This is a genomic window from Paenarthrobacter sp. TAF1, from assembly GCF_052113825.1.
GTDB lineage: Bacteria > Actinomycetota > Actinomycetes > Actinomycetales > Micrococcaceae > Arthrobacter > Arthrobacter nicotinovorans.
In genome coordinates, this window is record NZ_JBFRDO010000001.1 from 169,362 (window position 1) to 185,059 (window position 15,698).

Below are 15,698 nucleotides of genomic sequence, written 5' to 3' on the forward strand. Positions count from 1 at the left end.
TGGCTTAGGCTGGTTCCTGACACCAATTCATCACTGACACCAAGGAGTACCCATGTCATTTGGTCAGCGTGACTTCGACCGCACCAAGCCGGAGATCGATTTCCCCGAAGGCGACGTCCCCACGGACCTCGTCATCACGGACCTCATCGAGGGCACGGGTCCTGAAGCCAAGGCCGGAGACACCGTGTCCACCCACTATGTTGGCGTTGCCTGGTCCACCGGCGAAGAGTTCGACGCTTCCTGGGGCCGTGGAGCTCCCCTTGACTTCCGCGTCGGAGTCGGCCAGGTCATCCAGGGCTGGGACCAGGGCCTCCTGGGCATGAAGGTTGGCGGCCGCCGTCGCCTGGAAATCCCCTCGGAGCTGGCCTACGGCTCCCGCGGCGCCAGTGGGGCCATCAAGCCGAACGAAGCACTGATCTTCGTGGTTGACCTCGTAGCTGTCCGCTAGGAACCAGCTGTTCTGCAGGGCGCGTCATCTCCCGGTTCAACCGGCAGGTGACGCGCCTTGCTGTTTTCCTGCTGGACTTTAGTAACGTAGCAACCGTAGTAACGTAGCAACCGTGTCCGCATCCCGCACTGAACGACTCCTGAACCTTCTCCTTGCTTTGCTCAACACCAAGGTGGGGCTCTCACGCTCCGTGCTGCGCGAAAAGGTCTACCACGATACCGCCGGAAACGATGTCTCCTTTGGGCGCATGTTTGAGCGTGACAAGGCCGACCTCAAGCAGTTCGGCTTCGAGGTAGAGACATTGATGGACCCCAGCAGCTTCGGCGCCGATGACCCTGCATCAGCGCGCTACAGGATCGGTAAGGACTCCAACAGGCTGCCGGAAGTGAAGCTGACTCCGGCAGAGTGCACGGTCCTCCTGCTGGCCGCCCAACTGTGGGAGCGCGCTGCCCTGGGAAATGCTGCCGCCAATGCCGTCCGTAAGTTGCAGGCCGCCGGCGGATTCACCGACGTCGAACTTCCTGCGGGGGTTCAGCCGCGGATCAAACCGGCCGGACAGGCTTTCGACGACGTCGTTGCCGCCATGCATGGCAGGCATCCCGTCCGTTTCGGCTACCTCGCCATCAGCACCGGCCGCGAGGAAACCCGCGAGGTGGAGCCATGGGGGCTCGGCAGCCGCTTCGGCCAGTGGTACCTGGTGGGCTTCGACAGGGGGAGAGGCGCAAAGAGAATCTTCCGGCTCTCGCGGATGACCACCGCACTGACCTTGGTGGCGGGCAGCAGTTTTGAACCTCCGGCAGGCTTCAACGCCAAGGCTGAGCTCGCTGCGCTCAACGAGCTGCCACTTCAAAAGGCCATCCTGGATGTGGACAAAGACCGCTTGCTGGCGCTGCGCAAGAGGGCAATCGCCACTGGACAGTCCGCTGACGGGGGAGTCCGTGACCGGATCCAGGTTGATTTCAGGGATCCCGAACAACTCGCCGAGGAGCTGGCGTCCTACGGCCCGCAGGTGAAGGTGTCAGAACCGGCCGACTTGCGCACCGCCGTCGTCCGACGCCTGAAGGCTGCAGAGGACTTTGGCGCCGCACCGGCAGTGGAGGTGGGGTTCCCCGAAGCGGGACGCGCACCGCGCGCCCGGAAGCGCACTTCGGAAGACCAGTTGGCAAGGATGCTGCAGTTGGTGCCGTTCCTGGTCCATCACCAGGGCCTGCATATCCAGGAGGTCGCTGACCGTTTCGGCGTCTCCCGCAAGGACCTGATCGATGACCTCAAAATCCTCATCTGTTCGGGCCTTCCCGAGGGTTACCCGGATGATCTGCTGGACATACAGTGGGAAAACGATCATGTGTATATCTCGGAGCATCTGGACCTGAACAGGCCGGTCCGTTTCAGTGAGGACGAGGCCGCCGCGTTGCTGACCGGCCTGGCCATGCTGGGGGATCTGCCCGTACTGGCTGGCGTGGCCGGCGACGAAGCCGGCAGTGCACTGGAATCTGTCACCATCAAGCTGACCGGCGCTGCAGGGCAGGCCGGCCGCTTGGCCGGTTCAGTGGCCGGCCAGTCGGTGGCACCGGAACAGTCCGAGGCCTTTGCCACCATCACGCAGGCGATCAGGGACGGGCAACAGCTGCGTCTGCGGTATTTGTCGCTGCAGCGCGATGAGGTAACCGAGCGGAACGTCGACCCTTTGCGGCTCTATTCGATGGACAACACCTGGTATTTCGAGGCCTACTGCCACAGCAAGGCCGGAATCAGGAATTTCAGGTTGGACAGGGTGGAGTCGCTGGAACCGAATGGCCGGGCCGTGGCGGGCCCCGCACCGACCGGCCAGGACTTCCCCGCGCGGCTGTTTACCCCCAGCGACGACGACCTCCAGGTAGTGCTCCAGCTGACCCGCCAGGGTGCCGGGCTTGCCGATGACTACTACGCGGAACGCACCGCCCAACTGCCCGACGGCGGCCTGCTCGCCGAGGTGCGGTTCGGTGACGCAGGGTGGTTGCCCATGTTCGTGGCACAGCATGGTGGAACGGTACGGATCCTCCAGCCAAAGGCCCTGCAAGACAAGGCCCTCGCCTGGGTGAGGGCTGCCCTGGCGCAGTACGACTCTGCTTCCGACGCCCAGGCTGGCTAGACTACTCAGATGCCTTGGTGGTTCTGGATCCTGTTGTGGATCGCACTCGTAGCTCTTGCCCTGCTCCTTCACTTGACCTTGGGTTATCGCTTGTTCAGGAAATTCATGGCCACTGTTCATGATTTGGGCGACGCCGGGAAACGTTTCAGCAACCTTTCTCCTGCCGCGGAAACCTCCGATGTGGAGGTCGCCGAAGACCGCGCCGCACCGGGATCCGCAATTTTTGCCTCCCCGGATCAGATGCGTCATGATTACCTGACGGCCAAAGCCTTCCGGCAGGAAGTTCGCCGCCAAAAGCGTGTCCAACGCAAAGCGGAGCGGGGTCAGCCGCAATCCCTGCACGACATTGAATTCAGATAGACGTAGGATGTATCCAAAAGGAAAGGACCTCCCCACATGAGGCTCGAAGGCTGGCATCTCATCATCATCATCGTCCTGGCTCTGGTGCTTTTTGCCGCACCGAAGCTGCCGTCCATGGCGCGCAGCATTGGGCAGTCGATGCGTATTTTCAAGTCTGAAGTCCGGGAAATGAAGAAGGACGGTTCTTCAGAGGCGAAAGACTCCCAGGACGGTTCCGACGCCGTTGAAGGCAAGGTCGTGGGCCACCCGGACGCCAAGACACAGAACGTGAAGGCACAGAACACCGGCGAGACCGACGTTCCGCCCTCCAACCGCGTCTAAAGAGAAGTGGTAGAGACGAAGGGGCGCAAGGCCAACCCCGAAGCCCGGATGGCGCTTCTTGACCATCTCAAGGAGCTGAAGAACCGGCTCTTCAAGGCTGCAATCGGCGTCATCCTCGGGACAGTGGTGGGCTTCATCGTCTACCAGCCGCTCCTGGAGGCGCTGATCAAGCCGATCAAAGACCTCAACGAAAAAGAGGGTCGCGCTGCGACACTGAACTTCGATGGCGTAGCCAGTTCGTTCGACCTCATGGTCCAGGTCTCGGTATTCCTCGGCGTGCTGCTTTCGAGCCCGGTATGGATCTATCAACTCTGGGCTTTTATTGTGCCCGGCCTGCACAAGAAAGAGCGTCGACTCGCTTTGTCATTCGTGGCTGCGGCGGTCCCGTTGTTTATCGGTGGCGTTCTTCTTGCCTGGCTTGTCCTGCCCAACGCCGTGCGGGTCCTGACGGATTTCACCCCCATTGGCGGTTCAAACTTCATCAGCGCCGAAATTTACCTTGCGTTCGTCCTCCGGCTCCTGTTGGCATTCGGCATTGCCTTCCTGGTTCCGGTGGTGCTTGTTGGTCTGAACCTGGCCGGCATCGTCAAAGGAAAGCAGCTCGTCAAGAGCTGGCGCATCACCATTTTCCTGGTGTGCTTGTTCGCCGCCATGGCCGCCCCGGGCGCGGATGCCATGAGCATGTTCTACCTGGCAGCACCCATGCTGTTGCTGTTTTTCGCAGCCATTGGGGTTTGCCTCCTCAACGACCGTCGTCGTGAACGCCGCGCCATCAAGCGGGCTGCCGAGACGGAAGCCACTGCGGATGTCGCCACCCCGGCCTCCGATCTGGAGAATCTCTAGACCTCGGGCCACTAGGCTTGATGCATGTCTTCGTTTCCCGGGTCTCCTTCTCCATCAGAGCGTTACCAGGCGGCAGCCCAGAGGGCGGCCGAGGCTAAAACCTATCTCGGTGCTTTCGCCGGCTCGCTCAACTTCGAGCTGGATGATTTCCAGCGCGAAGCCTGCAAGTCCCTGCAGGAGGGGCGGGGAGTATTGGTGGCAGCCCCAACCGGTGCCGGCAAGACGATCGTCGGGGAATTCGCCATCTTCCTGGCCCTTCAGCGGGGACTCAAGGCTTTCTATACAACTCCCATCAAGGCCCTGAGCAACCAGAAGTACTCGGAACTGGCAGAAAAGTACGGTGCGGCCAACGTCGGTCTGCTGACAGGCGACACCACCATCAACGGTGAAGCACCGGTAGTGGTGATGACCACCGAAGTCCTCCGGAACATGCTGTACGCGGATTCCGAGACGCTCAGCGACCTCGGTTTCGTCGTGATGGACGAAGTCCACTACCTGGCCGACCGCTTCCGCGGTGCAGTCTGGGAAGAGGTGATCATCCACCTGCCCAGCGAGGTCCAGGTGGCATCACTGAGTGCCACCGTATCCAACGCCGAAGAGTTCGGTGCGTGGCTGGACACTGTGCGGGGCGATACTGACGTGATCGTGTCCGAGCATCGTCCCGTGCCTCTGTGGCAGCACGTCATGGTGGGCCGGGAAATCGTGGATCTCTTCGCTGGCGATACCACTTTCGACGAAATCGCGCCGGTTGCCCCGGGAGCCCAGGAAACCGACGCGCCCGATCTCTCGGAAGCCGGCGAGGTATCCAGCGAACCGAGCAATGGCCGCCGCGTCTCTTCCAAGCAAGCGTCCGCCACGAAGGTGCGCCAGGCAGTGACCGGACCCGAATTCGAGGTCAATCCTGACCTCCTGGCCATGGCACGTTCAGAGAGCCGGATGAACATGAACGGACGGTTCGGCCACGGTGGCCGGAGCCGCCGTCGTCAGGACCGGAACCGTGACGAGCGCCAGCAGTCCGAACAACGCAGTCCTTTACGCAAGGCGAGCCGCCCGCAGGTCATCGAAAGCCTCCGGCGGCAGGACCTCCTGCCTGCCATCACCTTCATCTTCTCCCGCGCAGGCTGTGATGGTGCCGTGGCCCAGTGCGCAGCGTCCGGCCTGTGGCTCACCACTGAGCGGGAGCAACAGATCATCGCCCAGCGCGTGGACGAAGCGAGCCACGAAATCCCTGCCGACGACCTCGATGTCCTCGGCTTCTGGGGCTGGCGTGACGGGTTGGTCAGGGGCTTCGCCGCCCACCATGCCGGTATGCTCCCCACTTTCAAGGAAGTGGTGGAAAAGCTCTTCGCCGACGGCCTGGTCAAAGCGGTCTTCGCCACGGAAACGCTCGCTTTGGGGGTCAACATGCCCGCCCGGTGCGTGGTCCTGGAAAAGCTTGAGAAGTTCAACGGCGAAGCTCACGTCAACATCACAGCGGGTGAGTACACCCAGCTGACGGGTCGCGCCGGAAGGCGGGGGATCGACGTCGAAGGCCATGCCGTTGTGTTGTGGCAACCCGGGACGGATCCCGCGGCAGTAGCCGGCCTGGCATCCAGGCGCACCTACCCCCTGAACTCCAGCTTCAGGCCCACGTACAACATGAGCATCAACCTCATTGCCCAGTTCGGACGCGTGAGGGCACGGGAGATCCTGGAGTCCTCCTTCGCGCAGTTCCAGGCCGACCGATCCGTAGTGGGCCTTGCCCGACAGGTCCGTGGGCGGGAAGAGTCACTGGCGGGATACGCCAAGTCCATGAGCTGCCATCTGGGCGATTTCACCGAGTACGCCAAGCTCCGGCGCGAACTCAGCGACGCGGAAAACCATGCCGCCCGCGACCACCAACGGGCGCGCAAATCACGCGTCGCTGATTCGCTGGCACGGCTGATCCCGGGTGACGTCATCAGCGTCTACAGCGGCCGGCTCGCGGGGCACGCGGTGGTCCTTGATGTTGACCCCAACGCCCGCGAACCACGGCCCTCGGTACTGACCCAGGACAACCAGCTCCGCCGGATCGGCGTCCACGACCTCGACGGTCCCGTGTCACCGGTAACCCGGATCCGCATTCCCAAGTCGTTCAATGCCAAGGTGCCAAAGTCCCGCCGCGACCTCGCCTCGTCCATGCGCCATGCCATCAGTGAGGACGCACCCCAACGCCACCGGAACAGCCGGCATGAGGACTTCGGCCTGGGGGCCCGCCTGCCGGATCAGGAGAAGAAGATTGAGGATCTCCGGCGCGCACTCCGGGCCCACCCCTGCCATGGCTGCAGCGAGCGGGAGGACCATGCGCGGTGGTCCGAGCGCTGGTGGAAGCTCCGCAAGGAGACCGACGGGCTGGTGCGCCAGATTCAAGGCCGTACCAACACCATCGCGAAAACCTTCGACCGTGTGTGTGAGGTCCTCTCCGTTTACGGGTACCTGGAAACAAACGACGCCGGCGACGTCACCATCAGTGCCGACGGGCAGCGCCTTCGCCGGATCTACGGGGAGAAAGACCTGCTCATTTCCCAGTCCATCCGGCAGGGTGCCATCAACGACCTCGATGCGGCAGAACTGGCTTCCTTCGCCAGCACGCTGGTCTACCAGGCCAAGCGTGAAGACCGCGGGCTTCGCCCGAAGATGCCAACCGTCTCGCTGGAAACGGCCGTTGACGTGGTTGTCCGTGAGTGGTCTCGACTGGAGGACACCGAGGAGCAACACCGGCTCCCGCTGACCGGCGAGCCGGAACTCGGTTTGATGTGGCCCATGTACAAGTGGGCCAAGGGCCGCCATCTCCAGGAGGTGCTCAGCGGAACAGACCTGGCGGCCGGAGATTTCGTCCGCTGGGCCAAGCAGGTAGTGGACCTCCTGGACCAGCTCGCCAAAATCCCGCAGCTCGACCCCCGCTTGGCCAGGATTTGCCGTGAGGCGATCGATTTGGTCCGCCGCGGCGTGGTGGCATACTCCACGGTGGCCTAGCCGGCCGTCCCATGATTGATTTGTTGACAACGCTCAAGGAGCCCACAGCATGAACCAGCCAGGCGCGTCTGCCGGCCAGCACCCCAACGGATCCGGCCGCAAGGTCACCATGTACCGCAATGGTTCGATCTATACGGCGGCGGATCCCTTTGCAACGGCCATGGTGGTGGACGGAGACACCGTGGCTTGGGTGGGCTCCGAACAAGCTGCGACCTCCATTGCCGATTCGTCCATGGAGATCATCGATCTTCGGGGCGCCCTGCTGGCCCCCGGGTTTGTGGACTCCCACGTCCATTTGACGGAAACCGGCGTGGCCCTCGCAGGCCTCCAGCTCGGCACCGTCCGTTCCGCTGCGGAACTGCTCGACGCCGTTGCCACCGCGGGTGGTACGGGCACCATCCTTGGCCATGGTTGGGATGAGACGAAGTGGGACAACCCCACACTGCCCAGCCTTGAACAAATTTCCCGGGCCGCAGGTGACCGGCACGTATATTTGTCGCGCGTTGACGTTCACTCTGCACTGGTTTCACCCTCACTTGCCGCGGCCGCCGGACTCGAAGGACTCGACGGCTTCACAGGCACTGCTCGTGTGGTGCGGGCAGCGCATACAGCGGCCCGCCTGACTGCGCGGAACTTCCCGGAGCAAGAACGGCGCCGGTACCAGGAACAAGCGCTGCGGGAAGCCGCTGCGCACGGCTATGTAGCCATGGCCGAGATGTCCGCGCCACATATTTGCGGTCCCGAGGACCTCAGGACCGCCGTGTCCTGGAACGACGGCGGGGACCAACCGGAGGTGCTCCCTTATTGGGGCGAACTGGCGTCCTCGCAGGAGCACGCCAAGGCCATCCTGGATGACTTGGGCACCAACGTCCTTGGCCTCGCCGGGGACCTCAACATGGACGGCTCCATCGGTTCGCGCACAGCCGCCCTGTTGGACGACTACTCCGACGCCGCTGGGCAACGCGGCAGCCTCTACCTTTCGGTCGACGAGGCAAGCAAACATCTCGCCGCCACGTCGGCACTGGGCGTGCAGGCAGGATTCCATGTGATCGGCGACGCCGGCCTGGCGGCGGTACTGGATGCCCTGGACGCCGCGGCGGCAGAAGTGGGGGAGCAGCGCATCCGGGCAGCGGGGCACAGGCTTGAACACGTGGAGCTGGCTGACCAGTCCGCCATAGACAGGCTGGCGAAGTACTCCGTGACAGTCAGCGTCCAACCTGGCTTTGACGCCGCCTGGGGCGCAGCTGGTGGCTTGTACGAGCAACGCCTTGGCAGCCGGAGCGCCGGCATGAACCCGTTCGCGTCCTTCTACTCCAGTGGCGTACCGATTGCTTTTGGCAGCGACAGCCCTGTCACTGCACTCCGGCCCTGGTCCAGCGTGCGCGCTTGCCTCGAGCACAGCAACCCGGAACAACGCATCTCGGCGCGTGCGGCGTTTCTGGGGCACACGCGCGCAGGATGGCGGGCGGCAAAGCACAGGAACCCCCTAATGGGGCAACTCGTACCTGGCGCACCGGCCAGTTTCGCCGTGTGGGAAGTGGAAGAGCTGATGGTCCAGGTTGCTGACAGCCGGGTACAGTCATGGAGCACGGATCCCCGTGCTCGGACACCGCTCCTGCCCGCCCTAGACACAGGGTCGGACCCCCGCTGCCTCCAAACTGTCCGTGAGGGACGTGAACTGTTCGCCCACGAATCCCTTCGTGTCTAGTCCTTCCGTCTGCAAGCCAAGATCAGGGACTGCCACTTGTGCCCTGTGGCCGGCACCACAGACGCAAAAGTCATGGCCGCCGTCGTCCTATAATGGAGAGTTGCGCCAGAACGCCAGCTGCCAGGCTGGTCCGGCACACTGACCGCTCCATCAAGGAAAGGCCTCTTCTTGCGTGTCCTGACGATCATTCCCACCTACAACGAGCTGGAATCGCTCCCCGTGACGCTGGGACGGCTGCGCGCAGCGGTACCCGACTCCGACGTCCTGGTGGTCGACGACAACAGCCCTGACGGCACGGGAAAGCTTGCCGACGACTTCGCCGCTGAGGACAGCCAGGTTCATGTCCTGCACCGCAAGGGCAAGGAAGGCTTGGGGGCCGCCTACATCGCAGGCTTCAAGTGGGGTCTGGCCGCCGGTTACGACGTCCTCGTCGAAATGGACGCGGATGGTTCGCACAAGCCCGAGCAGCTTCCCCTCCTCCTCGACGCCGTGCGGGACGGTGCGGATCTCGCCATGGGTTCCCGCTGGGTTCCTGGCGGAAGTGTCGTGAACTGGCCCCTCTACCGCCAGGCCATCTCCCGCGTCGGCAGCACCTACGCCCGCATCATGCTTGGCGTCAAGATCAAGGACGTCACCGGTGGATACCGGGCGTTCCGCCGCAGCACCCTCGAGGCACTGAACCTGGACGAGGTCGAGTCAGTAGGCTACGGCTTTCAGGTTGACCTGGCCTGGCGAGTGGCCAAGCTTGGCCTTCGCATCGAGGAGCGCCCCATTACGTTCGTGGAACGGGAGCTCGGAGCCTCGAAGATGAGTGGCAACATCGTGGTGGAAGCCATGATCAACGTCACCAAGTGGGGCCTGGCTGCGCGCTGGGCGAAAATCACCAGCAAGTCACCCGAAGCCGCGAAGTAGCAGGCACAGGAAAGGCCGGGTCCGGTTCCATCAGGAACCAGACCCGGCCTTGCTGTTGCCTTGGAGACTGTGCCCAAAAGGCTTGCCGTTAGCGGCTATGCGGAGCGGCGTTCTCCGCGGCGCTCACGAAGTATGTTGAGGCGGTCCTCGAGGATCTGCTCCAGCTCAGGAAGGCTGCGGCGTTCCAGCAGCATGTCCCAGTGGGTACGGACGGCTTTCTCGTTGGCGTCCACGGGACGCTCGCCATCGACCAGGAGCGCTTCCTTCCCCGTTTTGGAAACCCAAACGGGAGGGATCTCTGCTTCGGAGGAGAAGGTTACGAAGACCTGCTCGCCATCCTCGCAACGGTACTCGACCCGCTGACGCGGTGCCGGTTCAACGCCGGATTCAGTTTCCATGCTTTGGGCGCCAAGACGCATACCCCGCAGGCTGCGATCGCTCATGATTACTCCCTCTGTCTGTTCGCGGAGCAGGAACTCCGCGCTAGCCGTAAGCCGTTTTCACGATCCCTACGGACTACTTCTGCACACCTTGCATCACTAATTGCAACGCCTGGCCAAGCTTTAATGTTCCGTCCACGCTGAACCAGCCGGACAAATATCCCATTATACGCTGATCTTCGCTGAGTACTCAAAAGCCCGGAGACGCCGCGAGCGGCCAGCCGGAATGGCTGGCCGCTCGCGTTGTCCCTAAGGGACAGGAACTACTCGGCGGGACGTGGTGGTTCCACTGTCCCTACCGGCTCCGGGGTCTTCGAGCCTCCGTCGAAGAGGCCCGCGACAGGGGAGTCGGGGCTGTTCCCACCAAGCGCACCGCCGATGCCCTTGAGGGCCTCGCCAACTTCGCTCGGGATGATCCAGAGTTTGTTCGAACTGCCCTCTGCGATCTTCGGAAGCGTCTGAAGGTACTGGTAGGCGAGCAGCTTTTGGTCCGGGTTGCCCTTGTGGATGGCATCGAAGACCTTCTGGATGGCCTGTGCTTCACCGTCTGCCCGGAGGATGGCGGCTTTGGCGTCACCCTCAGCTGCGAGGATGGCAGCCTGGCGCTGGCCTTCCGCGGTGAGGATCTGCGACTGCTTGGTACCTTCGGCGGTCAGGATGGCTGCGCGGCGGTCACGCTCTGCACGCATCTGCTTTTCCATCGAGTCCTGGATGGAGTGGGGCGGGTCGATCGCCTTCAGTTCCACCCGGGACACCCGGATTCCCCAGCGGCCTGTTGCTTCGTCCAGTACGCCACGCAGCTGACCATTGATCTGGTCGCGGGATGTGAGTGCTTCCTCAAGGTTCAGTCCACCCACCACGTTACGAAGCGTGGTGGTTGTCAGCTGTTCAACGGCCTGGATGTAGTTGGCGATCTCATATGTCGCGGCCCTGGGATCAGTGACCTGGAAGTAGACCACGGTGTCAATCGAGACCACCAGGTTGTCCTCGGTAATGACCGGCTGCGGCGGGAAGGAGACTACCTGTTCGCGCAGGTCGAGCAGCGGCAGGAGCCGGTCGACAAACGGAATCAGGATTGTCAGTCCCGGGTTGAGCGTGCGCTGGTACTTTCCGAGCCGTTCAACGACGCCGGCACGTGCCTGCGGGATGATCCTTACCGAACGGACCAACACGATGATGACAAAAATAACGAGAACAATCAGCACAATTGCCGCTGCTGTTCCTCCTAAGCCGTCCATACATCTCCTTCGTTCCCCAATTGCGTGGTTTGATGAGGCTGTGCGCGGGCAGGTTGCCCCGGTCCGGCAACGGCCTGAAATCCGAGTGCGACTAAACGTCAGCGGGAGCTGTTGTCGGCAGCCGAAGCGACCACCGCCGTCGCTCCGTCAATCTTGGTGACCTGGACCATGGCCCCGGCATCAATGACGCCGGCGGCGCTGCGCGCGCTCCACACGTCGCCGCCGATTTTTACCAGCCCGCTGGTGCTGCTCACGGCTTCAATGACGAGGGCAGGCTGGCCGATGAGCCGGTCTATGTTGGAAAGCTGTTCTGTGGGTCCCTTGCGCAGGTGGTTCAAAGCCACTGGCCGCACGAAAACGATCATCAAAAGGGAAACCACGCAGAAAATGACGATCTGCAGCCAGAAGTCGGCGCCGGCGAAGTCCGCTATCAGGCCTGCCAGCGCACCGCCTCCTAGCATGATGAAGAAGAGGTCGAGAGTCAGCATCTCCACCACTGCGAACGCGAGGAAGACCGTGAGCCAGAGAGCCCACCAATTCTCGCCGAGCCATTCAAACATCGTTCCCCCTTGGTCCCGGATCCCGCGAGCGGGATCACAGTCGCTGTTCCTCCATCCTAGCCCGACGTGTCGTCGGGCGTCAGGACGCAGTGAACACGCTGATCCGGAACTTCGCGGTGGCGGGCACCGGCTCCTCGGAAGCTGCAAGCCCTGACAACTGTTCCTGCTGCAAATGGTGGCCGGCAGGGCCCATGAAGGCGAGGTCGGCTACCTCGTTTCCGTCCAGCACCAAGGGCAAGTCAAGGCAGTGGCTCGCGGAAGAATCGAAATACCCGCTCATCGACTCCGCCAGCCGTTCCTCCTTGCCTTCTTCGATGCTGAGCATTCCCGTCCTGGCTGCGATCTCCTGCAGGTGGCCGGGCCGTGGAGTCACCACCAGGAGGCTTCCTCCGGGCCGAAGCACCCGCGCGAACTCCGAAGGGTTCCGCGGGGCGAACACAACCGTCACCACGTCCACCGAGTTGTCCGCCATGGGCAATGGACGCCAGATGTCCCATACAACATTGGCCGCTAGCGGGTTGAGGCGGGCTGCACGACGAAGCGCGAATTTGGAAATATCCATGCCGACGGCGGTTGAGCCTGTCGCTTCAATAACGCTGCGCAAGTAGTGGCCGGTGCCCGTTCCGGCGTCGAGAACCAGTGTCTCCGGCCCCTGAAGCGCCTCAGCCGCCATGCCGGCCAACGCCGTGGCCAGACCCGCATAGTGCCCGCCTTCCAGGAACCGGAACCTGGCAGCGACCATCTCCGCCGTATCAGCTTCGAAGACGGTGCCTTTCCCGGTCAGGAAATTGAAGTAGCCCTGTTTGGCGGCATCGAACAGGTGTCCGTTCCGGCAGGCAAGCGTGGCCGGCCGGCCTTCCCTTAACTCGAAAAGTCCTTGGCACACGGGACAGCGCAAGGCGGGGACGGCGTCGGACAACATGGCTTCAATCCTACGGTGGGACGGAGTGTCTGGAGCCGCGGGACGAGGCGCCGGGCTAGGCTCACCAACGTGAAACCCGAGCAGCTGCCCCTGTTGAACTCCGTGTCCGCCCCTGCCATCCACCCCGACGGGACCAAGGCGGTGGTGTCCGTCACGAGACCGGATTTTGACGCTGACACTTATGTAGGCCAGCTTTGGTCAGTGCCTTTGGACAACGCCAAGTACCCGCGCCGCATCACCCGGGGGTTCCGCGACACTGCACCGTCATTCTCACCGGATGGGCTGGTCCTGGCCTTCCTGCGCAGCGACCCCGGCGGTAAACCCCAGCTGTTCGTGGTGGAATCGGCCGGCGGGGAACCACAGCGGATCACGAACCAAGCTGCGGGGGTTGACAGCTTCGTTTGGGCGCCGGATTCGCACCGAATCGCCTTCCTGGCGCGGGTCCCCGAACGGGGACGCTACGGAACGGTTGACGACGTGACCCTGGGTGCCGAAGATGCCCGTCTCATCACCGCAAACCAATACATGATGAACGGTGTTGGATACACCGCCGACCAGCGGCAACAGCTGTTTGTCGTCGAGGTCCCGGAATTGGGCGGCGAACCCGCAGTCCTTCCGCGCGGCAGGGCGGCCCACGAGCAGCCAACTCTGGAGCTGCCCGGCCTGCCCGCCGCCCTGCAGCTCACTTTTGGGGACGCCGACCACACATCGCCGGCGTTTTCTGCGGACAGTGGCCGGCTCTACTTCGTAGCGGCACTGCATGAAGGACACGACGACGATCTGGTCACCTCTGTTTACAGGGTTGATGCTGCCGGCGGGGAGCCGGTCGTCGTCGAACCCGCCAACCGGACACCGCAGACCGTCACCGATGTGCGCCCCTCCGCGGACGGCAAGTGGTTGTTCTACATCGCCCAGGAACTGGGTGATACCGGCCGGGACTTTGTGGCGCGGAACTCCGTGCTCTATGTGATGCCGTCGGCCGGGGGAGAGGCTGTAGCCCTGACTGATGTGGAGCACCTGGATGTTTCCGGGCCCCTGGAACCAAGCGGACCGGACCGTGTCCTGGTCCTCAACACGGCTTTGGGCAGCGTTGAACTCCTTGAAGTCATCGCGAACGGCGACATCACCCCGCTGGTGCACGGCGCCCGGGTTGTCATCGGGGCTTCAGTTGCCGCAAACGGAGAAATCGCGGTAAGCCTCTCCGACGCGTCCACTGCTGGAGATGTCGCAACGCTGGAGCGTGGTGAGCTTCGCCTCCTGACGGATTTCTCAGGAGCCCTTCGGAACAACTCCACGGTCATTGAGCCCCTGGATTTCGAGGCTGAATCCAGCGACGGACATGCTGTCCACGGTTGGCTCGTCATACCGGAGGGCCCGGGACCGCATCCGGTCCTTCTGAACATCCACGGCGGACCGTTCGCCCAGTACACGGGAGCGCTCTTCGACGAGGCCCAGGTTTATGCCGCGGCCGGATACGCGGTGGTGATGTGCAATCCCCGCGGGTCGTCCGGCTATGGCCAGGAGCACGGGCGAGCCATCAAGGGGCGCATGGGCACCCTGGACATGCAGGATGTGATGGCCTTCCTCGACGCTGCCCTGGCATCGCGGAAATCCCTGGACCCCGGGAATGTGGGCATCATGGGCGGCTCCTACGGCGGTTACCTGACTGCGTGGATCATCGCGCATCATCATCGCTTCAAGGCTGCGATCGTGGAGCGGGGTTTCCTGGACCCGGTCAGCTTTGCGGGTTCTTCGGACATTGGTTGGTTCTTTGGCAGGGAATACACCGGAGGGTCAATGGAGCAGATGCTGGCCCAAAGTCCCATGGCCTTCATCGCGGATGTGCAAACACCGACGCTGGTGGTGCACAGCGAAAATGACCTTCGCTGCCCTATCGAACAAGGCCAGCGCTACTATGCACAGTTGAAGGCGCAAGGGGTTGAGACCGCCCTGCTGGTCTTTCCGGGTGAGGACCACGAGTTGTCCCGTTCGGGTACACCGCACCACCGCCGACAACGCTTTGAGCACATCCTCAGCTGGTGGGCCAAGTACCTCCCGACCGCCGGAAACAAAGCTGCGGAGTAGGGAACCGGAGCGGCGCCCGGCTTCAGGGAAGGAAGCCGAGCGACCGGCGTGCCTCATCAATGTCGGGCGAGGCCCAACGCGCGGTGTGTTCGGCGTTGCTGGCCAGGGAGCGGATCTCGGCACGGTCCAGGTAGAGGACGCCATGAAGGTGGTCGGTCTCGTGCTGCACAATGCGGGCCTGCCATCCGGAGAACCATTCCTCCACAGGCTCGCCGGCGGGGGTCACAAAGGACAACTCAACATTGCTGTGTCGGTCCACAACTGCCTGGTAGCCCTGGACTGAGAGGCATCCCTCGTAAAATGCCGAGGTTTCCGTGCCCAACGGACGGTACTTCGGGTTGACAATGGCGAAGAACTCCAACGGTTCCCTGTGCCGCACGGAGGCGGACACCGGATCAATCTCGTATTTGTCCTCCAGGACCGCCAACTGCAACGGGATGCCCACCTGGGGCGCGGCGAGGCCGACCCCTGGGGCTGCATGCATGGCATCGCGCATCCGGTCAATGAACGCCAGCAGTTCGACGTCGTCGAGCTGGCCGTCGTACGGCGCGGCATGCTGACGCAACACCGGGTGCCCCGCCTGGACGATGGCCGGGAGTTCCTCACTATCGAGCAACCGTCGGACGGCATCCCGGATCTGGAGGGGATTGAAATCTGCAGCGGGGCTTGAAGCTCCGGGATGGGGTTGATGCGTCATGGAACGAGCCTATATCCGTGGGTGTCTTTGTCAGTGGGC

General features: G+C 63.0%; 14 protein-coding genes. 9 read left to right on the plus strand and 5 right to left on the minus strand.

Annotation, left to right across the window (positions count from 1 at the left end):
- Nucleotides 1-52: 52 nt before the first annotated feature.
- The 8 genes from AB4Y81_RS00770 (at nucleotide 53) to AB4Y81_RS00805 (ending at nucleotide 9,717) form a co-directional block, all read left to right on the plus strand.
- Complete coding sequence (locus tag AB4Y81_RS00770) at nucleotides 53-448, plus strand: FKBP-type peptidyl-prolyl cis-trans isomerase (protein WP_193590560.1); 396 nt, start codon at nucleotides 53-55, stop codon at nucleotides 446-448.
- A 112-nt stretch (nucleotides 449-560) separates the two neighbouring features.
- The gene (locus AB4Y81_RS00775) at nucleotides 561-2,579 is read left to right on the plus strand and encodes a helix-turn-helix transcriptional regulator (RefSeq protein ID WP_441994851.1); all 2,019 of its coding nucleotides are present in this window, start codon (nucleotides 561-563) and stop codon (nucleotides 2,577-2,579) included.
- Between the two features lie 9 nt (nucleotides 2,580-2,588).
- Nucleotides 2,589-2,939 (plus strand): hypothetical protein, encoded by a 351-nt coding sequence (locus AB4Y81_RS00780; protein WP_064722161.1) that lies wholly within the window; start codon nucleotides 2,589-2,591, stop codon nucleotides 2,937-2,939.
- A 36-nt stretch (nucleotides 2,940-2,975) separates the two neighbouring features.
- Nucleotides 2,976-3,260 carry a Sec-independent protein translocase subunit TatA gene (gene tatA / locus AB4Y81_RS00785; protein WP_018777653.1) on the plus strand — a complete coding sequence of 95 codons (285 nt, stop codon included), beginning with the start codon at nucleotides 2,976-2,978 and terminating at the stop codon, nucleotides 3,258-3,260.
- A 6-nt stretch (nucleotides 3,261-3,266) separates the two neighbouring features.
- The gene (gene tatC, locus AB4Y81_RS00790; protein WP_441994853.1) at nucleotides 3,267-4,103 is read left to right on the plus strand and encodes a twin-arginine translocase subunit TatC; all 837 of its coding nucleotides are present in this window, start codon (nucleotides 3,267-3,269) and stop codon (nucleotides 4,101-4,103) included.
- A gap of 24 nt (nucleotides 4,104-4,127) precedes the next feature.
- The gene (locus AB4Y81_RS00795) at nucleotides 4,128-7,097 is read left to right on the plus strand and encodes a DEAD/DEAH box helicase (RefSeq protein WP_441994854.1); all 2,970 of its coding nucleotides are present in this window, start codon (nucleotides 4,128-4,130) and stop codon (nucleotides 7,095-7,097) included.
- A 49-nt stretch (nucleotides 7,098-7,146) separates the two neighbouring features.
- On the plus strand, nucleotides 7,147-8,805 hold the full coding sequence (locus tag AB4Y81_RS00800) for an amidohydrolase (RefSeq protein WP_079581422.1): 1,659 nt from the start codon (nucleotides 7,147-7,149) through the stop codon (nucleotides 8,803-8,805).
- Nucleotides 8,806-8,973: 168 nt separating this feature from the next.
- Nucleotides 8,974-9,717 (plus strand): polyprenol monophosphomannose synthase, encoded by a 744-nt coding sequence (locus tag AB4Y81_RS00805; protein WP_441994855.1) that lies wholly within the window; start codon nucleotides 8,974-8,976, stop codon nucleotides 9,715-9,717.
- A 95-nt stretch (nucleotides 9,718-9,812) separates the two neighbouring features.
- On the opposite strand, the gene AB4Y81_RS00810 is transcribed toward AB4Y81_RS00805, so the two are convergent.
- From AB4Y81_RS00810 to AB4Y81_RS00825, 4 genes are all read right to left on the minus strand, one after another.
- Nucleotides 9,813-10,160 carry an RNA polymerase-binding protein RbpA gene (locus AB4Y81_RS00810; RefSeq protein ID WP_011774875.1) on the minus strand — a complete coding sequence of 116 codons (348 nt, stop codon included), beginning with the start codon at nucleotides 10,158-10,160 and terminating at the stop codon, nucleotides 9,813-9,815.
- Between the two features lie 260 nt (nucleotides 10,161-10,420).
- Nucleotides 10,421-11,395 carry an SPFH domain-containing protein gene (locus AB4Y81_RS00815; protein ID WP_018777659.1) on the minus strand — a complete coding sequence of 325 codons (975 nt, stop codon included), beginning with the start codon at nucleotides 11,393-11,395 and terminating at the stop codon, nucleotides 10,421-10,423.
- A 98-nt stretch (nucleotides 11,396-11,493) separates the two neighbouring features.
- Nucleotides 11,494-11,955, minus strand: coding sequence for an NfeD family protein (locus AB4Y81_RS00820; protein WP_441994857.1), 462 nt, complete (start codon nucleotides 11,953-11,955; stop codon nucleotides 11,494-11,496).
- 79 nt (nucleotides 11,956-12,034) lie between these two features.
- Nucleotides 12,035-12,877, minus strand: a complete 843-nt coding sequence (locus tag AB4Y81_RS00825; RefSeq protein ID WP_189075547.1) for a methyltransferase domain-containing protein — start codon at nucleotides 12,875-12,877, stop codon at nucleotides 12,035-12,037.
- Nucleotides 12,878-12,946: 69 nt separating this feature from the next.
- Between AB4Y81_RS00825 and AB4Y81_RS00830 the strand changes: the two genes are divergently transcribed.
- A complete protein-coding gene (locus AB4Y81_RS00830) occupies nucleotides 12,947-14,962 on the plus strand; it encodes a S9 family peptidase (protein ID WP_189075546.1) in 2,016 nt (671 codons plus the stop codon).
- Nucleotides 14,963-14,984: 22 nt separating this feature from the next.
- Here the strand turns inward: AB4Y81_RS00830 and AB4Y81_RS00835 are convergent, their stop codons facing one another.
- Complete coding sequence (locus tag AB4Y81_RS00835) at nucleotides 14,985-15,659, minus strand: peptide deformylase (RefSeq protein WP_018777663.1); 675 nt, start codon at nucleotides 15,657-15,659, stop codon at nucleotides 14,985-14,987.
- Between the last annotated feature and the right edge of the window lie 39 nt (nucleotides 15,660-15,698).

What these genes read in the sequence shown, in the direction of transcription:
- AB4Y81_RS00770 (WP_193590560.1), top strand. Translation starts at nt 53, where the DNA reads ATGTCATTTGGTCAGCGTGACTTCGACCGCACCAAGCCGGAGATCGAT.
- AB4Y81_RS00780 (WP_064722161.1), top strand. Translation starts at nt 2,589, where the DNA reads ATGCCTTGGTGGTTCTGGATCCTGTTGTGGATCGCACTCGTAGCTCTT.
- tatA (WP_018777653.1), top strand. Translation starts at nt 2,976, where the DNA reads ATGAGGCTCGAAGGCTGGCATCTCATCATCATCATCGTCCTGGCTCTG.
- AB4Y81_RS00795 (WP_441994854.1), top strand. Translation starts at nt 4,128, where the DNA reads ATGTCTTCGTTTCCCGGGTCTCCTTCTCCATCAGAGCGTTACCAGGCG.
- AB4Y81_RS00800 (WP_079581422.1), top strand. Translation starts at nt 7,147, where the DNA reads ATGAACCAGCCAGGCGCGTCTGCCGGCCAGCACCCCAACGGATCCGGC.
- AB4Y81_RS00810 (WP_011774875.1), bottom strand. Translation starts at nt 10,160, where the DNA reads ATGAGCGATCGCAGCCTGCGGGGTATGCGTCTTGGCGCCCAAAGCATG.
- AB4Y81_RS00815 (WP_018777659.1), bottom strand. Translation starts at nt 11,395, where the DNA reads ATGGACGGCTTAGGAGGAACAGCAGCGGCAATTGTGCTGATTGTTCTC.
- AB4Y81_RS00820 (WP_441994857.1), bottom strand. Translation starts at nt 11,955, where the DNA reads ATGTTTGAATGGCTCGGCGAGAATTGGTGGGCTCTCTGGCTCACGGTC.
- AB4Y81_RS00825 (WP_189075547.1), bottom strand. Translation starts at nt 12,877, where the DNA reads ATGTTGTCCGACGCCGTCCCCGCCTTGCGCTGTCCCGTGTGCCAAGGA.
- AB4Y81_RS00835 (WP_018777663.1), bottom strand. Translation starts at nt 15,659, where the DNA reads ATGACGCATCAACCCCATCCCGGAGCTTCAAGCCCCGCTGCAGATTTC.